The organism is Comamonas sp. lk, assembly GCF_900564145.1.
In the GTDB taxonomy this organism is placed as follows: domain Bacteria; phylum Pseudomonadota; class Gammaproteobacteria; order Burkholderiales; family Burkholderiaceae_C; genus Comamonas.
Map to the genome: position 1 here is coordinate 446,760 of NZ_UOOB01000001.1, position 18,612 is coordinate 465,371.

18 protein-coding genes are annotated in these 18,612 nt (G+C 61.9%); 8 read left to right on the forward strand and 10 right to left on the reverse strand.

Annotated features, from left to right (window positions below; all coding sequences use genetic code 11):
* Positions 1-2: 2 nt before the first annotated feature.
* The 4 genes from EAO39_RS01995 to EAO39_RS02010 all read right to left on the reverse strand — a co-directional run bounded on the left by EAO39_RS01995 (position 3) and on the right by EAO39_RS02010 (position 3,759).
* Complete coding sequence (locus tag EAO39_RS01995; protein WP_120965749.1) at positions 3-785, reverse strand: ABC transporter ATP-binding protein; 783 nt, start codon at positions 783-785, stop codon at positions 3-5.
* Positions 782-1,555, reverse strand: coding sequence for an ABC transporter permease (locus tag EAO39_RS02000; protein WP_120965751.1), 774 nt, complete (start codon positions 1,553-1,555; stop codon positions 782-784). The genes EAO39_RS01995 and EAO39_RS02000 overlap by 4 nt, the downstream gene beginning before the upstream one ends.
* Positions 1,556-1,684: 129 nt before the next feature.
* Positions 1,685-2,662, reverse strand: coding sequence for an ABC transporter substrate-binding protein (locus tag EAO39_RS02005; protein ID WP_120965753.1), 978 nt, complete (start codon positions 2,660-2,662; stop codon positions 1,685-1,687).
* Between the two features lie 203 nt (positions 2,663-2,865).
* Positions 2,866-3,759: a LysR substrate-binding domain-containing protein gene (locus tag EAO39_RS02010; RefSeq protein ID WP_162989470.1), complete on the reverse strand. Its 894-nt coding sequence runs from the start codon at positions 3,757-3,759 to the stop codon at positions 2,866-2,868.
* 95 nt (positions 3,760-3,854) lie between these two features.
* On the opposite strand from EAO39_RS02010, the gene EAO39_RS02015 reads away from it, so the two are divergent.
* From EAO39_RS02015 to EAO39_RS02050, 8 genes are all read left to right on the forward strand, one after another.
* Positions 3,855-5,087: a CoA transferase gene (locus EAO39_RS02015; RefSeq protein ID WP_120965757.1), complete on the forward strand. Its 1,233-nt coding sequence runs from the start codon at positions 3,855-3,857 to the stop codon at positions 5,085-5,087.
* 43 nt (positions 5,088-5,130) lie between these two features.
* Complete coding sequence (locus tag EAO39_RS02020) at positions 5,131-6,279, forward strand: acyl-CoA dehydrogenase family protein (RefSeq protein ID WP_120965759.1); 1,149 nt, start codon at positions 5,131-5,133, stop codon at positions 6,277-6,279.
* 57 nt (positions 6,280-6,336) lie between these two features.
* Positions 6,337-7,071, forward strand: coding sequence for a histidine utilization repressor (gene hutC / locus EAO39_RS02025; RefSeq protein WP_240466873.1), 735 nt, complete (start codon positions 6,337-6,339; stop codon positions 7,069-7,071).
* A 147-nt stretch (positions 7,072-7,218) separates the two neighbouring features.
* Positions 7,219-9,129, forward strand: coding sequence for a DNA helicase RecQ (gene recQ / locus EAO39_RS02030; RefSeq protein ID WP_120965761.1), 1,911 nt, complete (start codon positions 7,219-7,221; stop codon positions 9,127-9,129).
* Between the two features lie 195 nt (positions 9,130-9,324).
* Positions 9,325-10,698 (forward strand): aminotransferase class III-fold pyridoxal phosphate-dependent enzyme, encoded by a 1,374-nt coding sequence (locus tag EAO39_RS02035; protein WP_120965762.1) that lies wholly within the window; start codon positions 9,325-9,327, stop codon positions 10,696-10,698.
* 20 nt (positions 10,699-10,718) lie between these two features.
* Positions 10,719-11,780: a GNAT family N-acetyltransferase gene (locus EAO39_RS02040; RefSeq protein WP_120965764.1), complete on the forward strand. Its 1,062-nt coding sequence runs from the start codon at positions 10,719-10,721 to the stop codon at positions 11,778-11,780.
* Positions 11,777-12,673, forward strand: coding sequence for a hypothetical protein (locus EAO39_RS02045; protein WP_205589336.1), 897 nt, complete (start codon positions 11,777-11,779; stop codon positions 12,671-12,673). Before EAO39_RS02040 ends, EAO39_RS02045 begins: the two co-directional genes overlap by 4 nt.
* A gap of 12 nt (positions 12,674-12,685) precedes the next feature.
* Positions 12,686-14,002 carry a cyclopropane-fatty-acyl-phospholipid synthase family protein gene (locus EAO39_RS02050; protein ID WP_120965768.1) on the forward strand — a complete coding sequence of 439 codons (1,317 nt, stop codon included), beginning with the start codon at positions 12,686-12,688 and terminating at the stop codon, positions 14,000-14,002.
* A 48-nt stretch (positions 14,003-14,050) separates the two neighbouring features.
* On the opposite strand, the gene EAO39_RS02055 is transcribed toward EAO39_RS02050, so the two are convergent.
* Genes EAO39_RS02055 through EAO39_RS02080 form a run of 6 tightly spaced genes read right to left on the reverse strand, consistent with a single transcriptional unit; the run spans position 14,051 to position 18,611 of the window.
* Complete coding sequence (locus EAO39_RS02055) at positions 14,051-15,283, reverse strand: DegT/DnrJ/EryC1/StrS family aminotransferase (protein ID WP_120965770.1); 1,233 nt, start codon at positions 15,281-15,283, stop codon at positions 14,051-14,053.
* A 1-nt stretch (position 15,284) separates the two neighbouring features.
* Positions 15,285-15,698, reverse strand: a complete 414-nt coding sequence (locus EAO39_RS02060) for an EamA family transporter (RefSeq protein ID WP_120965772.1) — start codon at positions 15,696-15,698, stop codon at positions 15,285-15,287.
* Positions 15,699-15,709: 11 nt separating this feature from the next.
* The gene (locus EAO39_RS02065; RefSeq protein ID WP_120965774.1) at positions 15,710-16,078 is read right to left on the reverse strand and encodes an EamA family transporter; all 369 of its coding nucleotides are present in this window, start codon (positions 16,076-16,078) and stop codon (positions 15,710-15,712) included.
* A complete protein-coding gene (locus EAO39_RS02070) occupies positions 16,068-16,997 on the reverse strand; it encodes an alpha/beta fold hydrolase (protein WP_120965776.1) in 930 nt (309 codons plus the stop codon). Before EAO39_RS02070 ends, EAO39_RS02065 begins: the two co-directional genes overlap by 11 nt.
* Entirely contained in the window at positions 16,994-17,698 is a 705-nt protein-coding gene (locus EAO39_RS02075; protein WP_120965778.1) for an MtnX-like HAD-IB family phosphatase, read from the reverse strand. The genes EAO39_RS02070 and EAO39_RS02075 overlap by 4 nt, the downstream gene beginning before the upstream one ends.
* Positions 17,691-18,611, reverse strand: coding sequence for an HlyD family efflux transporter periplasmic adaptor subunit (locus tag EAO39_RS02080; protein WP_120965780.1), 921 nt, complete (start codon positions 18,609-18,611; stop codon positions 17,691-17,693). The genes EAO39_RS02075 and EAO39_RS02080 overlap by 8 nt, the downstream gene beginning before the upstream one ends.
* Between the last annotated feature and the right edge of the window lies 1 nt (position 18,612).

Genomic DNA, 18,612 nt, shown 5'->3' on the forward strand with positions numbered 1-18,612 from the left:
CCTCAGTGTGCAGCAGCGGCCAGGGACTCGGCCCGAATTTCTTCGGTCAGTCTGGCCTTGAGTTCCATGAACTCCGGCGAGGTCTTGACGGTGTAGTGCCGGGGGTGGGGCAGGTTGACGGGAATGTCTGCCTTGATGCGACCGGGGCGGGCGCTGAAAACGGCCACCCGGTTGGCCATGAAAATGGCTTCGTCGATATCGTGGGTCACGAACATTACGGTTTTGCGCTCGGCTTCCCAGATGCCCAGTAGCAATTCCTGCATCAGCACGCGGGTCTGGTTGTCCAATGCGCCAAAAGGCTCGTCCATCAGCAAGATTTTCGGATCATTGGCCAGCGCCCGCGCAATGGCCGTGCGCTGCTGCATGCCGCCCGACAGCTGCTTGGGAAAGTGGTTCTCGAAACCTCTGAGGCCCACCTTGGCAATGAAGTAGTCGCTGCGCTCTTTTTGCAGGGCTTCGCTGACGCCTTTTTCACGCAGACCGAAGCGAATGTTCTGGGCCACGGTGAGCCAGGGAAAAAGCGTGTAGCTCTGGAACACCATGCCGCGGTCGGCGCCCGGGCCGTCCACCACATGGCCGTCCAGCAGCACCTGACCGGTGGTCGGAAAGTCCAGCCCAGCCACGATGCGCAGCATGGTGGATTTGCCGCAGCCCGAGGGGCCGAGGATGGTGACGAAGTCGTTTTCCTTGACTTCGAAATCCACCGGCAGCAAGGCCTGGGTGCTCGTGCCTTTGTGGCTGGTGAACGTGCGCGAAACACCGCGAATGGACAGTAAATTCTTCACAGCGTGCTCCACTCGAACATGCGACGGTTGATGGTCTTGAAGATGAAATCGGAGACCAGGCCGATCAGGCCGATCACGATGATGCCGAAGATGATCTGGCCGGTATTGAGCAGCGCCTGGCTGTCGGTGATCATGTGACCGATACCGGATGAGGAACCGATCAGCTCGGCCACGATGACATAGGTCCAGGCCCAGCCCAGCACCAGTCTCAGGGTTTCAGCGATGCCGGGCGCTGCGCCGGGAATCAGCACGCGGCGAACAATGCCGGTGTTGCTGGCGCCCAGGGTGTAGGCGGCCTCCACCAGGTCCTTGCGTGCGCCACCCACGGTGACGGCAACCATCAGCGTGATCTGGAATACCGAGCCTATGAAGATCACCAGCAGCTTTTGCGTCTCGCCCACACCGGCCCAGAGGATCAGCAGGGGAATGAAGGCCGAGGCTGGCAGATAGCGGCAAAAAGAGACAAAGGGCTCAAAGAACGCTTCTACCGGCTTCCAGGCGCCCATGGCAATGCCCAGAGGCACGGCGACAGCAGAAGCCAGCACAAAGCCGGCCATGACACGCCAGACCGTCATGCCTATGTCATGCAGAAAGTTGAACTCGGTGAACAGCAGAATGCCTTCACGCATCATGGTCAGCGGACTGGCAAGAAAGGTGGGCGACACCATGCCGCCAAAGGTGACGGCAGACCAGACGATGAGGAAGAGGACAAAAAAGCCGATGCCCAGCAGCCATTTGGCTCTGTGGCTGACAGGCTCCAGCGGAGCCATATAACGTCTGCGCACCGGCTTGGTGGAAGGCTGAACAGGAGGCTGCACAGCGGTCGACACGCCCTGGGGCGTGGCGGGTGCAGAGGGGACAGAAGAAGATACCGCGTTCATGTGCAACCTCTGGCTCGCTTACTTGATGAAGCTGTTGTCGTACATGACGTTGTAGTTCTCGGGGATGCTGCGAATCACGCCGGCTTCCTTGAGAATGACTGCCGCTTCCTTCATGAAGGGCAGCAGATCATTGGCGAAGAACTTCTGGTTGGCTTCCTTGTCCGACCATTTGAGGAAGGCCGCAGACTTGCCGAACTGTTCGCCGCTTTGCTTGACGGCGGTGCCCATGATTTCGTAGCTCTTGTCCTTCTCGGCTCTGATCATGGCCACGGCATCAAAGTAGGACTGGGTCAGCGCCTTGGCGGCTGCGGTGTTGGCCTTGAGCCATTTGGGATCGCAGCCCACGGTATCCATCACCATGGGATAGTCGATGGTGGTTGCCAGAATCTTGCCGGCCGCAGGGTTGGCGCGAACCGTGGACAGATAGGGTTCATACGTCATGGCTGCATCGTTCTGGCCGGAGACAAACGACTGGGCGGCGGGCTGAGGCTCCAGCGACACGGTTTTCACGTCCTTCATGGACATGCCGTTCTTGTTCAGCATCCAGGCCAGGCCGAAGTAGGGAGCGGTGCCCGGTGCGCTGACGGCCACTGTCTTGCCCTTGAGGTCGGCAAAGCTCTTGACGTCGTTGCGCACGGCAATGCCGTCGGCGCCATAGGACTTGTCCATCTGGAAGATCTGCACAATGGGCACGCCATTGGTGTTCCATGCCACATGCGTCTCGATGGTGGTGGCTGCACATTGCACCGCACCGGAGGCCAGCGCCAGGTGTCTATCCTTTTGCGGAATCATCTTCAGCTCGACATTGAGCCCGTTCTTCTTGAAGATGCCGGCCTTGTCGGCCAGCGTCAAGGGCGCAAAGCCGGTCCAGCCAGACATGCCAAGCACGATCTTGGTTTCCTGCGCCGTGGCTTGCTGAGCCCCTGTTGCCAGACAGGCGGCGGCCAGAGCCCATTGCCAAATGGGGAAGCGACGGGTGGTGTGTGTCGATGTCATATGACCCTCCTCGGTCAATGCGAGTGCAGCAAGGTTTTGGTTACGGCTTTGCCAGCCGGAAGCCAGCGCGGACGGCAAAGTGTGTTTTTGTTGATCAGGCTTGTATATACAGGCTTACCCGAAAAGGCCTGACCAGCAAACTCTTGCAAGCCGCATGCCAGATTGCATGCGTGAGTAGGGACGGGAAATCGACCAACCTAGCGCTACGGTGGTGCGATCACGCTTTTGGCAACGCTCAAGAATGGTGCAATCAGGCAAGAGGCATTGCTGCTGGGCACCGACAGCACAATCGCCTGTTTGGCGACCTTGTCTTTGATGCGCTTGCACACCAGGCGCTTGCCGTCATGTGCTCTGTCCACCGTGGGGCGCGTGGTCAAGATGCTGACGCCATGGCCGTTGGCCACCATGGAGCGCAGCAGCTCGATGGACGAGAACTCATGAGCCACGGTGGGGGTGACGCCGGCCTCGCGAAACAGGGACAGAAAATACTCCCTGCTTTGCGGCAGCTTGATCAGCAGCACCGGGGATTGGGCCAGCTGGGCCAGACTCACGCTGGTGGCTGCTGCCAGCGCGTGCCTGGCCGGCAGGAGCACATAGGGTGCCAGGGCCGCCACCGGGTGCGTGCTGATCCGGGGTCTGGACAGGCCCAGCTCGTACTGCAGCGCGGCATGTATTTCCCCGCGCTCCACTTGCCGGGTCAGGGATTCGATATCGCCTTCTATGAGCTCCAGCGCGATCTCGGGGTAGCGCTTTTGCATCTGCGACAGGATTTGCGGAATCCAGAGCGCACCAAGGGTGCTGAGAAAGCCCAGACGCAACACGCCGGACAGGCTCTGGCTGCGGCGTTCCTGCAGTTTCTCTGCGGACTCCAGCAAGGCCAGAGCTTCGCGGCTTCGGCTCAGACCGGCTGCCGTCAGGTCCAGACCTTTGCCATGCCGTCTGACAAAAAGCAGCTCGCCCCAATGGACTTCGAGGTCGGCCACCGCCTTGGACACCGAGGGCTGCGAAACGTTGATGGCCTGGGCCGCCTTGGCCGTGCTGCTATGGCGCGCGGCGGCGACGAAATATTCCAGTTGGCGCAGGTTGATGTGAATCAATTTTTTAAATTCAGAAGATGTGAAATGAATATTTTCCATTAATTCAAACTTCACGCAGCATCTCTGCATCTTCTCAGGCGAGCAACGCAAATCTCATGTCTATCTCTGCTGAAACACCCGCATCCCGCCCTCTCGACGGCATACGCATTCTGGATTTCACCCGGGTGCTGGCCGGGCCCATGTCCACGGCGCTACTGGCCGATCTGGGGGCCGAGGTGGTGAAGGTGGAGCCGCCCCAGGGTGACGACTACCGCGCCATCGGGCCCATGAAGAACGGGCAGAGCGCGCTGTTCACCGTCATGAACCGCAACAAGCAAAGTCTGGTGCTGGATCTCAAGAACCCGCAGGCTGCCGAAATCGTGCAGCAGCTGGCGCAAAAAGCGGATGTGGTGGTGGAGAACTTCAGACCCGGGGTGGCCGAACGTCTGGGCATAGGCCCGGAAAAGCTGCGCAGCCTCAACCCCAAGCTGGTGTATGTCAGCGTTTCCGGCTTTGGGCAGACCGGGCCACTGGCCCACCGGCCGGCCTACGACATCATTGTCCAGGCCATGAGCGGGCTGATGGAGGCGACGGGCGAAGCCGATGGCGCCCCCACCTTGGTGGGAGAGGCGGTCAGCGATGTGGTCGCGGGGCTGTTTGCCTCCTGGGCCACGCTGGCGGCCTTGCTGCAGGCGCAGCGCACAGGCCAGGGCCAGCATGTCGATGTGGCCATGTTCGATACCACGCTGACTTTTCTGGCCACCTCAGTGTCTCGTTATCTGTTCACGGGCCAGCCTGCCAGGCGGGTGGGCAACCGCCACCCGCTGTCGGCGCCGTTTGGCGTCTACAAGGCGCGCGACGGCCACTTTGCCCTGGCGGTGCTCAATAAAAAACTATTCGATGCCACGGTGCTGGCCATGGGCTTGCCGCAGCTGGTCGATGACCCGCGCTTTGCCAGCGATGAGACGCGCTCGGTTAACGAGCCCGAGCTGCGCCGTGCCATCGAGGGCTGGAGCTGCCAGCACGATGTGGCCGATGTGGTCGCCACGCTGGATGCAGCCGGCGTGCCCGTGGCGCCGATATGGAATATCGAGCAGGCGCTGGAGTCCCCGCAAATACGTTCCCGCGGCCTGCTGCACGAGGTGGACGACGAGCGCTTGCCCGGCCTGCGCTTGCCGACCCAGCCCGTGCACTTCAAAGGCAGCGCGCCCAACCGCAGCGAGAGAGCGCCGGCCCTGGGTGAGCACACGGAGTTGCTGCTCGGCAGCTGGCTGGGCCGCAGCCGCGAGGCCATTGAAGCCTTGCGCCAGGCCGGTGCACTGGGTGCGACGGGCACCGCCCATCACTGAGTTATCTGCAACCTCAATCCCTACCTTGAATAGCGAGAAAAACATGAGCTTTTTACGACTGGGCAGCACCGAAGAAGACCAGGCGATTGCCGATGCCGTGGACCGTTTTGCGCAAGAAACTCTGGCGCCCGTGGCCCAGGCCATGGACGAGGAAGCATTCTCTGCCACCCGCCATGTGCCCGGCCTGGCGCAACTGGGCGTGATGGGCATGAACCTGCCCGAGTGTCTGGGCGGCCCCGGCGTCACACCCACGGCCATGCTGATGTCGCTGGTCGCGATTTCCCGAGCCTGTGCCGCGACGTCTTCGATGATTGGCGCCCACTACCTGGGCACCGATGCCTTGCTGATTGGCGGCAGCGCCGAGCAGCACCAGCAATGGCTGCCGCGTTGCGCCAGCGGCGAATGGCTGGCCGCGTTTGCCTTGACCGAGCCGCGCGGCGGCTCCCACCCTGCCGACATGCGCACCCGGGCCGTGCTGGATGGCGATGAGTATGTGTTGACGGGCGTCAAGCATTTCATCTCCAACGCGGCAGAAGCCAGTTTCATGATCGTGTTTGCCAAGACCGATATGAATGCCGGGGCGCGCGGCGTCAGCGCTTTCATCGTGCCGCGCAATCTGGCTGGCATACAGATCTCATCGCCCGAAAAACTGATGGGCATACGCGGCGGTCATGCTTTCGAGGTCTCTTTGGAAGGCGTGCGCGTACCCGCTGCCAACCGGTTGGGCGCCGAAGGCAGCGGCTTCAAGATCGCCATGCAAGTGCTGGATAACAGTCGCCTGGATGTGGCTGCCACCTCGCTGGGGATTGCCGAGGCGGCATTGAAGGCGGCTGCGGAATGGGCCAATCAGCGTCTGGTCGGCGGCGAGCCCCTGGCGACCAAGCAGGCGATTCAGTTCAAGCTGGCCGATATGAAGCTGCGCCTGGAAGCGGCCTGGGGCCTGACCATGCAGGCCTTGGCCCTGCGCCAAGCCAGGCAGCCGTTCAGCCAGCAGTCGGCCATGGCCAAGCTGTATGCATCCGAGATGGTGGGCTTCGTGACCGATGAAGCGCTGCAGATCCACGGCGGCTACGGCTATACCCGCGAGATGCCGCTGGAGCGCTATGTGCGCGATGCCCGCATTCTGCGCATTTACGAGGGTTCTTCCGAGATCCAGCGCACCATCATTGCCCGCTCGGTACTGGGGCGTTGAGTTCCTGTCGGCGAAATGCTGGTGGAGATGGTGGATTTGCTGGTGTAATCCGCCATCATGGAAAAAACTGCCTCCATTTCGCTGCACGGAAAAATTCTCACCGAGATTGAACAGAACATTCTCAGTGGCCGCTGGCCGCCCGGCTTCAGGATTCCTTCCGAGATGGAGCTGACCGCGCACTACCAGTGCTCGCGCATGACGGTCAACAAGGTGCTTACGCAGCTGGCACACGCCGGGCTGTTGCAGCGCAAGCGCAAGGCCGGCAGCTTTGTAACCCTGCCGCATACCAGCTCGGCCGTGCTGGAGATTCCGGACCTGCGCCAGGTGGTGCTGGGTATGGGCATGGAATACAGCAGCCAGTTGCTCAGCCGCAAGCAACGGCGCAGCACGCGCGACGATATGGAGGCCATGCGCATGGACAAGGCCGGGCCCGTGGTTCATGCCCTGTGTCTGCATATGGCAGGATCGCGCCCCTTCTGCATCGAGGATCGTCTGATCAATCTGGAGTCCGTGCCGGACGCCGAACATGAAATGTTCACCGAGCACAGTCCCAGCTCCTGGATGGTCAACCATGTGCCCTGGAGTTCTGCCGAGCACCGCATCCGTGCCGAGGCGGCCAGCGAAGAGACGGCCGCACGGCTGCAGGTTGAACCAGCCTCGCCCTGTCTGGTGATTGATCGCCGCACCTGGACGGGGACGCTGCCCATCACCTTTGTGCGCCTGATCTATCCGGCAGACCTGTACGAGCTGGAGGCGCATTTCTCGCCCTCGTCGATTGCAGGCGCCGTTTGAGCGGCTGCAGCCATTCCCCGGCGCAGGCAGGGCGCGGCAGCGCAGCGCACAATAGGGCTTCTTTTTGAGCGCTGTTTTGGCGATGAAATTGGCATGTGGCCCAATGGATTCGAGCGCTTATAGCTATATTTTCAAGAGTTACTTTCGTTGTCCCCCGCGCAATCCGTTCTTCAGGCTGTCTTTGGCTACGAGCAGTTTCGTGGCCCGCAGCAGGCCATCGTCTCGCATGTGATCGAGGGTGGCGATGCGCTGGTGCTCATGCCCACGGGCGGCGGCAAATCGCTGTGTTATCAGATTCCCGCCATCGTGCGCCAGCAGCAGATGCATGGCGTGAGCGTGGTGGTCTCGCCGCTGATCGCGCTGATGCACGATCAGGTCGGCGCTCTGCATGAAGCAGGTGTCAGCGCGGCCTATCTGAACTCCACCCTGAGCTACGAGGAAACCCAGGATGTGGAGCTGCGGCTGCAAAGCGGCGACATCACCTTGCTGTATGTGGCGCCGGAGCGCCTGAACACGCCGCGTTTTCTGGGCCTGCTCGATGACTTGCATGCCCAGGGCAAACTGTCGCTGTTTGCCATTGACGAAGCCCATTGCGTAAGCCAGTGGGGCCACGATTTCCGCCCCGAATACCGCGCGTTGACGGTGCTGCATCAGCGCTTTGCCGGCGTGCCGCGCATCGCGCTCACCGCCACGGCCGATGCGCTGACGCGCGCCGACATCATCGAGCGGCTGCAACTGGAAACCGCCCGCCTGTTTCTCAGCAGTTTTGACCGGCCCAATATCCGCTACAAGATTGCCGAGAAGAAGGACGTCACCAACCAGCTGTTGCGCTTCATCGAACGCGAGCACGAAGGTGAGGCCGGCGTCGTCTATTGCCAGTCGCGCAAGCGGGTGGAAGAGCTGGCCCAGACCCTGGCGCAAAGCGGCATCCGCGCCTTGCCCTATCACGCCGGCCTGCCTTCCGAGATGCGCCAGCAGCACCAGGATCGCTTTCTGCGCGAAGACGGTGTGGTCATGGTGGCCACCATTGCCTTTGGCATGGGCATAGACAAGCCCGACGTGCGCTTTGTGGCCCATGTGGACATGCCCAAGAACATCGAAGGCTATTACCAGGAGACGGGCCGTGCCGGCCGCGACGGCCTGCCCGCCGATGCCTGGATGGCTTACGGACTCTCGGATGTGGTCAACCAGCGGCGCATGATCGATGAAAGCCCGGCCGGGGAAGAGTTCAAGCAGGCCATGCGCGGCAAGCTCGATGCCCTGCTGGGTCTGGCCGAAGCCACGGACTGCCGGCGCGTGCGCCTGCTGGCCTACTTTGGCGAGCAGTACGGGCAGGGGCCGGCTACCGACGGAAAACCCTTGCAGGCCGTGGCCAAGCTGCAGTGCGGCAACTGCGATAACTGCCTGGAGCCGCCCGCGCTCTGGGACGGCACCGATGCGGCGCGCAAGCTGCTGTCCACCATCTTCCGGGTGCACGAAGCCAGCAATCTCACCTATGGCGCAGGTCACATCATGGATGTGCTGCGCGGCAAGGTCACCGACAAGGTCACGCAGTATGGGCACGACAAGGTGTCCACCTTCGGTCTTGGCAAGGATTACGCCGAGCCGCAGCTGCGCGCCGTGATGCGCCAGTTGCTGGCCACCGGGGCGCTGGGCCTGCACAAGGTGGTGAGCGAGAACAGCGGCCATGTGTTCGACACCCTGTGTCTGGCACCGGGCTCGCGTGCCGTGCTCAAGGGCGAGGTGACGGTGCAGCTGCGCGAGGCCGTGGCCGCATCGCGCAGCAAGAAAGCCAGCCGCAGCAACCAGCCCAATGTGGCCGCGGCCAATCTGGGGCCGGATGCGCAGGTGCGCTTCATCAACCTCAAGTCCTGGCGTGCCGAGGTGGCCAAGTCACACAATCTGCCAGCCTACGTGATCTTTCACGATGCCACGCTGGCCGCCATTGCCGAGCTCAATCCCAAGACGCTGCAGGAACTGCAGGGGGTCAGCGGCATGGGCACCAAAAAACTCGACGCCTATGGCAGCGAGGTCTTGCGGGTGGTGGCGCTGGGCTAAAACCCTGTTGACGATCTTCTCGGTGTTGCGCCAATCGTCCGATGAGGGCCGCCGGGTGGTCGTTCATGGGCCCCGGAATGCATCCATGCCAGGCCGCTGGATGCGTCTCCACAATTCGCACACAAAGGCTCAACGGCGCAGCAAGATTGCGGTCACAAACTGCTCCGCGAATACTGCATCTGGAGCCATTTAGCTGTGATCAATACTGCCCAACTGTTGGCCGACGAGGCCAAGTACTGCTCGTTCGGGGACACCGTCCACTACGTCAACCCCCCCAAGATTTTCACTGGCTGCGAAGGCAGCTATATGTACGACGATGCAGGCACGCCCTACCTCGATCTGCAGATGTGGTATTCGGCCGTCAACTTCGGCTACAAGAACAAGCGTCTTGAACAGAAGATGATCGAGCAGCTGCAGGAATTGCCCCAGGTGGCAAGCCAGTACCTGCACCCTACCAAGATCGAATTGGCCAAATTCATTGCCGAAGATGCCAAGCAGAAGTGGGGCAGCGACGGTCGCGTTCACTTCAATGTGGGCGGTGCGCAGGCGATTGAAGACTCGCTCAAGGTGGTGCGCAATGCCAGCGGCGGCAAGAGCCTGATGTTTGCCTTTGAAGGCGGCTACCACGGCCGTACGCTGGGTGCTTCGTCCATCACCTCCAGCTACCGCTACCGTCGCCGCTTCGGCCACTTCAGCGACCGTGCGCAGTTCATTCCCTTTCCCTACCCCTTCCGCCGCCCCAAGGGCATGACGTCGGAAGAGTACGCAGACTCCATCGTGCGCGAGTTTGCGCGCAAGTTCGAGAACGAATACCACGCCGTCTGGGACCCCAAGACCCAGCAGTGCGAATACGCGGCCTTCTACATCGAGCCGATTCAAGGCACGGGCGGCTACGTCATTCCTCCGGCCAATTTCTATACCGGCTTGAAGAAGGTGCTTGACGATCACGGTGTGCTGCTGGTGGTCGACGAAATCCAAATGGGTTTCTGGCGCACCGGCAAGCTGTGGTCGGTGGAAAACTTCGGCATCAAGCCCGACGTGCTGGTGTTTGCCAAGGCTTTGACCAATGGGCTGAACGCACTGTCCGGTCTGTGGGCTCGCGAAGAGCTGATCAACCCCACCATCTTCCCGCCAGGCTCTACCCACTCCACCTTTGCTTCCAACCCGCTGGGTACGGCCCTGGGCCTGGAAGTCATGAAGATGACGCACGAGATGGACTTCGGCCGCCAGGTGTGCGAATCGGGTGCTTACTTCCTCGAAGGCCTCAAGGATCTGCAAAAGCGCCACAAGGAAATCGGCGATGTGGACGGCATGGGCCTGGCGCTGCGTGCCGAGATCTGCACCGAGGACGGCTTCACGCCCAACAAGGCGCTGCTGGACAAGATGGTGGACATCGGTCTCGAAGGCGGCCTGGAGTACCGTGGTCAGCAACGCGGCCTGGTGCTGGACGTGGGCGGCTACTACAAGAACGTGATCACCTTCGCTCCTTCGCTGATGATTTCGCGCAGCGAGATCGACGAAGCCATGGTGCTGCTGGATCAGCTGCTGACCCGCGCCAAGGCGGCCTGATACCGGGCCCGAAAGGTGAGATGAGGCAGCAGTCCTACAGAAACCAGTTGGAGCCCGCAGGCCTGCTGCAGCAGTTTGCCAAACACCCTCCCGAGGGGTTTGCACTGCTGCAGGATGGGCCGGTGCCGGCGTTCACGGCTCCGTTTGATTTGCTCACCACGGCAGACGACGCGCTCAAGGCGCGTCTTTTGTCTTTCCCGGGCGGCAAATGGCTGGGCTCCAGGCTGCGCTTGAGCACGGATTTTGTGGGCACCACGGTCAGCGAATATGCCTTGCTGCCGCAAGCCGTCGATGCCGCTGCGCTGGCCGGGCAGCTGCGGGCCCGTGCCGGTCGAACCCTGCTCAGCATCGTCAAAGATCTGCCGCAGGCATCGCCCTTGCTGGACGATGCGGACAATGCGTTTGCCAAAGAGCTGATCGAGGCATTGGCTGCCCAGGGTTTTATTGCGGTGGAAGGTCAGGCCCTGGCCTATGTGCCGCTGGATTTTTCGAGTCTGGACGGCTATCTGGCAGGTCTTTCCAAAAGCCGCAGAAGCAATCTCAGGCGCAAGCTCAAAAGCCGTGCCCAGCTGCAGATTCAGCGCATTCCCACGGGGCCGGACTTTGCCAGCGATGAGCGCGTCGATGCCTACTACGCCTTGTTCGAGGCCGTGTATGCGCAAAGCGAGATTCACTTCGACAAACTCGGACGCGCTTTTTTTGCCGATCTGCTGCGTGATGCGGGTAATGGCGGTCTGGTCTTCGAGTACCGTGATCTGGCGAGCAATGCCTTGCTGGGCTGGAATCTGTGCTTTGAGCACCAGGGCAAGCTCATAGACAAATACATAGGCCTGTCCTACCCGGCCGCGCGCGAGGCCAATCTTTATTTTGTAAGCTGGATGGTGAATCTGGAATACGCGCTGGAGCGCGGCCTGACCCACTATGTGGCCGGCTGGACCGACCCTGAGGTCAAGGCGCAGCTGGGCGCCAGCTTCACCATGACGCAGCACATGGTCTATGTTCGCAACCCCGTTCTGCGTGCACTGGGGCGGCGCTTTGCCGGACACTTTGAAAGCGATAGCCAATGGGGCGCGAAGCCATGACGACCAGACCGGTGGTGCTGGATGTGGATGCCTCCGTCGGAGTGCTCGGTGATGAGTTGCGGCTGCCTTTGCAGCACTGGCAGGAGGCCGTGCGCTTTGGTTGCGGCCTGTCGAAATTCAAGCGTTTTGCGGCCGCGCTGCAGGCGCAGCTGCCAGAGAAACATGGCACGGTGCTGATGGGCAGCGGTGACTTTCATCACCTGAGCTGGCCCTTGATAGAGCGCAGCATTGCCAGGCACGGCTTTTCCAAGGCCCATCCGTTGCGGGTGGTGGTGCTGGACAACCATCCCGACAATATGCGTTTCCCCTGGGGCGTGCACTGCGGCTCCTGGGTGCGGCGCGTTGCCATGCACCCGGCGGTCTCTCAGGTGCATGTGGCGGGCATTACCTCGCAAGACATAGGCCGCAACCATGCCTGGGAAAACTACCTGGCGCCGCTGCGTGCGGGCAAGCTCACCTACTGGAGCAGCGGCGTGAAGACGGACTGGGCCAGGCCTGTGGGGCTGGGCGCCGCGTTTCGCAGCTTTGAAAGCGTTGCCGAGCTGGCCGTGACCCTGGCGCGCATGTTGCATGAGCAGCCACAGGCCACTTATCTGAGCATAGACAAGGATGTTTTCGCGCCCGAACTGGTGCGCACCAACTGGGATCAGGGCCGCATGCTGGAAGACGATGCCATGGATATCGTGGATGCGCTCGGCGGCCATCTGGTTGATAGTGACATCACGGGCGATGTGTCCTCATGGCGCTATGCCACCTGGTGGAAGCGCTGGATGAGCGCAGGCGATGGCCAGGACATAGAGATTGACGCCATCACGCTGGCTGCCTGGCAGGCAGGACAACATGGACTGAATCAGCGGCTTGTGAATCACATCGCCGCCCATCTGAAAAGCTAGAAGGACGACCATATGCTGGACCGGTTGACTGAATCATTGCTGCAACGTGTATTTGCGCCCTTGGTCAGAACCGGCAAGCTGGAGATTGTGGCGCCTTCGGGGCGGGTTCTGGTCTTTGGGGATGAGGGGCAACCGCAGGCACGTATCCGCTTTACCGACCGGCGGGCCGTGCTGGCCCTGTTGCGCGACCCCGACCTGAACTTTGGCGAAATGTTCATGCAGGAGCGCCTGCGGGTAGAGCAGGGCAGCGTGTATGAGGTGCTGGAGCTGGTGCTGCGCGGTGCCAAACAGGTGCCGGTAAGTGCCACGGTGCACATGCTGGATGCATGGCGCATGCGGCTCAGGCCTTTGCTGCAAAACAATCTGCGCCGGAAATCGCGTGCCAATGTGGCGCATCACTACGATCTGGACGACAGGCTGTATCAGCTGTTCCTGGATAGCGAGCGCCAATATTCCTGCGCCTATTTTGAAAACGGTGACGAAGACCTGGAAACCGCCCAGCTGGCCAAGAAGCGACATATCGCGGCCAAGCTGCTGCTGGAGCCGGGGCACAAGGTGCTGGATATCGGTTGCGGCTGGGGCGGTTTGTCGCGCTATCTGGCCGAAGTGGCCGGTGCCGGCCATGTGACCGGCGTCACGCTCTCGACGGAGCAGTTGGCCGGTGCGCAGGCCAGGGCCGCGCAGTCCGGCTGTGCCGAGAGGCTGGAATACCGGCTGGAGGATTACCGCGACATCGATCCGGCCAAGGACGGGCGCTTCGATCGCATTGTGTCGGTGGGCATGTTCGAGCATGTGGGCACGCAGTTTCACGATGCTTTCTTTCGCCAGTGCCATCAGTTGCTCAGCGACGACGGCGTGATGCTGCTGCATTTCATCGGCAATAGCGATGTGCCCGATTTCAACAATCCCTGGATCGAGCGCTACATCTTTCCCGGCGGTCATCTGCCCTCCATGTCGGAGTTCACGCCGGCCATCGAGCGCTCGGGTCTGGTGATCTGCGATATCGAGGTGTTGCGCCTGCACTATGCCCAGACCCTGAGGCTGTGGCGCGACCGCTTCATGGCCCGGCGGGTCGAGGCCGAGGCCTTGTATGACCAGCGCTTTTGCCGCATGTGGGAGTTTTATCTGTCCATGTCCGAGGCCGCGTTTCGCTACCAGGACATCGCCATCTTCCAGGTGCAGCTGGCGCGCAGGCAGGAGGCCGTTCCCCTCACGCGCGACTATATTGCCCAGCGTGAAACACAGTTGCGTACCAAGGAGTCCGGCCTGCCTGCGGATGAGCCGGCTATGGCGGGTAATGCAAAAATCAGAGCGGCTGTCGCTGCCTGAATCTTGGGTTTAATGCTTTATGTACTTGAACCCATTATCTTTTGAGCGCTATGCGCTATGATTTTGAGAGCAGATGACCTGTTGCAAATCCTGCAGCAAGCCCGCAAGGCGCGACGAATCCAGCCATGGACTGTTGCTGACGGCCACCAGCCGTTGAGCCCAGTCGCGCGCCTGCGTCACCGTGTCCTGCTGCGCAAAGGCCAGCACATGCTGGTAGCGCCCATAGTCCGGCAGCACATGTACAAACGGCAGCGACAGGCCGCAGCCGTTCGCCCACTGCGCCTCGAGCAAGGCGTTGCGCGACTGCATGTCGGGCATGCGGATCAGGATCACCGGCCAAATGCCTTGTGCATCTGAAGCCGCATCGCCCAGCACTTCAAGGCCCAGAGATTCGAGCTGCTCTATACGGGCCATGGCTTGTGCCCGGGTCTGTTGCTGAAAATCCCTCAGTCGCTGCAAGGCGCGTGCGCCCACGCGTTGGCGCCAGCGGCCCAGCGTGTGCTGTGGAATGAAGTCGTCAAAATCGTCGCCGGCCGCTTCCACCCAGTCGCCGCGTGCCAGGGACTTCTGCAAGGGCTTGCCATAGGCCAGGTGCAGCCCGTGGGGGCGATACAGAGCGGCATAGCCCAGCAGCTCCACACTGCGGCGCAGCTCCCACCAGCGCTCGGGCCTGGTGTGGCGCCGGCTGTGGTCTTGCAGGGCGCGGGCCAGTTCTGCATCGCGGCTGATCAGCACGCCACCTTCAAACGTGCTCAAGCCCTTGCCCACGGCCAGGCTGAAAAAACCGATGTCGCCATGCAGGCCTACGGACTGGTGGTTGATGCGCGCGCCCAGGGCCTGAGCGGCGTCTTCGATGACGTATGCTCCCACCGCCCGGGCGCATAGAACTGCGGCGGCCACATCGGCCACGCGCCCGCACAGATGCGTGGGCAGCACGGCCAGGGTTTGCTCGGAGCAAAGCGCTTGCAGGCACGTGCTGTCCATGTCCAGTGCATCCGCACGCAGATCGCATAGCCGCAAATGCAGGCCGCATTGGGCCACGGCTAAAGCCACCAGAGGGCAGGTATAAGCGGGCGCAATCACTTCGCTGCGCTGGGGTTGCCGGGCTTTGAGCGTGCGCAGTGCCACCATGAGAGCCGAGGTGCCCGAGCATTCCAGCTGGACCTCGGTCACGCCCAACCAGCGCGCCAGCGCCTGGGCGAAGTTTTCGCCACCCCAGGGCCGGAGATCGGCGGCCCGCAAAGGCAGGCCGGCAGTGGGCGGAACCGTGGGCAGGCGCATCTCAGGCGGCTTTTTTCAGATCCTGGGGCTCTGCAACAGCGTCCGTCTCGCCGCTCTCGCTGACGGCCAGGCACATGATGCCGGCCACAATGCACAGGCAGCCCAGAATCTGCGGCCAGCCAATGGGCTCGTTGAACAGCCAGTAAGACAAGGCCAGCACCGAGATGATCTCCAGATGGGAGGCGGCAAATGCCGGGCCTATGGGCGCGTGCTTGAGCAGGCTCATCCAGGTGAAGAAGGCACCGATATAGCCGACGAAGGCGCCGTAAATCCAGGGCTGGCCGAAGACCCGCAGCAGCCAGGCGGTAGAAAATTCCAGCGGCAGAGCGGCGTCGCCCGCTTGCTTGAAGCTGATCTGTGCCAGCGTGTCAAACAGCACGAGCACCAGAAAGCCGACGATGTAGAAACGCTTCATGCTTGCGGCTTTCAATGCAGACCGACAATGGCGACGCCGATGGACACCAGCACGATGCCGGCTACGCGCATGGGGGCCAGCTTTTCCTTGAACAGCACGCGCCCCAGCACCATGATGGCCACGATGTTGATGCTGCCCAGCAGCACGCCTTCCGACAGCGGAACCAGGGACAGGAACGCCAGCCACACCAGAAATTCCGCAACATAACAGGCGATGCCTACCCACAGCCAGGGGCGGGCCAGCATGAAGCGCCAGCGTTCCATGCCATCGCGCGTTCCCGGCTCGCTGGCCGCGGCCTTGAAGGCCAGCTGCCCGCCGCTGTCCACCAGCACATTGAGTACCCACAGCGTAATTACCAGAGGCGAGAGATCACTGCCCATGCGTTGGTGCCTTGCCTGGGGCTGCGGCGCTGGCGATGCGCGTCACAAATTCGTTGGTCCTGGCGATCACGGTGCGGCGTTCGCGATCGATGGTGATCATGTGATAGCAGTTGTCCAGCAGCACCAGCTCCACATGGGCGTTGCGGGCGCCGCTCTCAATATCGTAGGCATTGCTGATGGAGGAGATGTCGTCTTCCCTGGCATGCACTACCAGGCAGGGCGAGCGCAGCTGATCGAGACGCTTGAGCACATGGGCGGATAGCGCTCTCAGCTCGATGATGGACCACCAGGGGTTACCGGGCAGACCGGCGGCCGCGCTGTCGCCGCCATGCATTTGCTCGACGATGCGGGCGCGCAAAGCTTCGTCCTTGATGCCATAGGGCGGAGCTTCCATGAAAACGCTGTGCCGTCCTATGCCCAGCGCGCGAAACAGCGGCAGCAAAAAGGCCAGCCGGGTGTAGCCGGGAATGCTCCAGCCGTCGTAGCGGAAGGTGGTGGACAAGGCGCAGACGCCAGCCACCTGGTCGGGGTGTTTTTCCGCCACGGCCAGCGAGAGCAGTGCGCCCATGGAAAGGCCGCCCACGACCACATGGTCCACCTGCGCGGAAAACCGCTGCAGGCCTGATTCCACGCTGGCAAGCCAATCCGTCCAGCGTGTGTCGACCAGGTCCTGCATGCCGGCGCAGTGACCGGCCAGCTGTACCGCGTACACGGTAAAGCCTTGTTTGTTCAAGCCCTTGCCCAGCACGCGCATTTCGGCGGGCGTGCCCGTCAAGCCATGAATCAGCAGCACGCCGGTGCGCGCATTGGTGCCGTGGCCGGGCATGACAAATTCATGGGGCGTCACGCACAGCTTCTGCAAATCCTGCACCTCGGGCGTCTTGTCTTGCAGCAGAGCGAAACCGTCGGCGGCATTCATGCTGGCAACTCCATGCCCAGCACCGTCTGCCCCAGAAGCACCGTGGCCTGGCCAAAATTTTCAAAGGGGGCGTAAGCAATGCCGTGGCTCTGGCAATGGGCAATCAGCTTGTACTTGGCCAGCACAAAATCGGCTTTGCCCGAAACGCAGAAATCGGAGGTGCTGTCTCCGATGTAGAGCACGCGGCCGTGCACCGCCTGTTGCTCGGCCAGGCGCTCGCACTTGCAGTTGCCGCTGGCACGTGCGCAATGCGCGCTGGCAAATGGCGACTCCAGCCGCCAGCTGCGCGCATCCGTCTGTACCAGCCGGTTGGCAATGACTTCCAGATGGGCCAGTCCGTGTCTGGCCAGCACATGGCGAATGGCGTAGTCGATACCGTCGCTGACCACCTGCACCTTGATGCCCAGCTGGGTGGCCTCGGCCACAAAGCCGGCAAAGTGCGGATCGATTTCAATCGTGTCCAGGTGGGTCTGCAATTGGGCTTCGCTCATGTCCAGCAGAGCGACCTGGCCCTTCATGCATTCGCGCGAACCGATTTCACCGCGTTCCCAGGTATCTTCCAGCTCCTGCCAGCCGGGCTGGCCGAAGCGATTGAGCAAGGTGTCGGTCACGTCGAGCACGCTGATGGTGCCGTCAAAATCGCTTTGTACCATCCAGCCGGAAGGCTGGTTGGCGGGGTATAGGTGAATGCGCTTATTCATGGAAGCTGACCCTCACGTTCTGGCCGACTTTGGCATTGGCTGGGGGCTGATCAAATACCAGCACGCATTCGATGATGCGCACAGGTCCTTTTTGCGTGTCGTCCTGCAACCGCGCAGCGCCATAGATGGGGCTGATGCGCTGTACGGTGGCTTTGGGGAACTGCAGATTGCTGCCGTCGCCGTCGGCCACCACGCTGGCGTGCATGCCTTCTTTGATGGCGCTGACAAAGCTTTCATTGACTTCGGCACGCACGATGAAGGGGCGGTTGGGCAGCAGATTCATCACACTGACGCCGGGCTGCAGCGTGCTGCCCACGTGGGTCGTGACGCGCACCACGGTGGCGGCTTCGGGAGTGCGCAACTCATGGCGTTTTTGCAGTGCGCGCAGCTGCTCTACCTTGCGCTGCGAGACGGCGACCTCGGCGGTGGCAATATCCAGTTCGGCCTGCGCCTCCTGCAGAGCCCGGGCGGCTTCATCCACGCTTTGCAGATCCGCTGCGCCTTGCTTGGCGGCGGCCTGCCAGCGGGTCAGTGCTTGCTTGAGGGAAGGCAGACGGGCGGCGCGGCTTTTTTGACGGGTCTGGGCCAGCTGCCATTCGGACTCGGCGACCGCCAGATCGGCGCGCGCGGCATCGTCTTTCAGACGCAGCAGCACCTGGCTTTTTTCAACCACCTGGCCTTCCTTGATCAGCAGCTGCCCAACCACGCCGCCGGTCTCGGGCGAAATGTCCAGCAAGCCGCCTTCGACTTCGATCTTGCCGCGGGCGATGGCCACGGCGGCATTGCTCTTGGCCTGGCCCGTGGCTGAAGGGGTGACGGATGCCGCTTTCTGCGAAGGGCCGCAGCCTGCGATGACAACAGCTGTCAGTGCCATTGCCAGCAAAGCAGAACCGCGGGTTGGCAAAAAATTCATG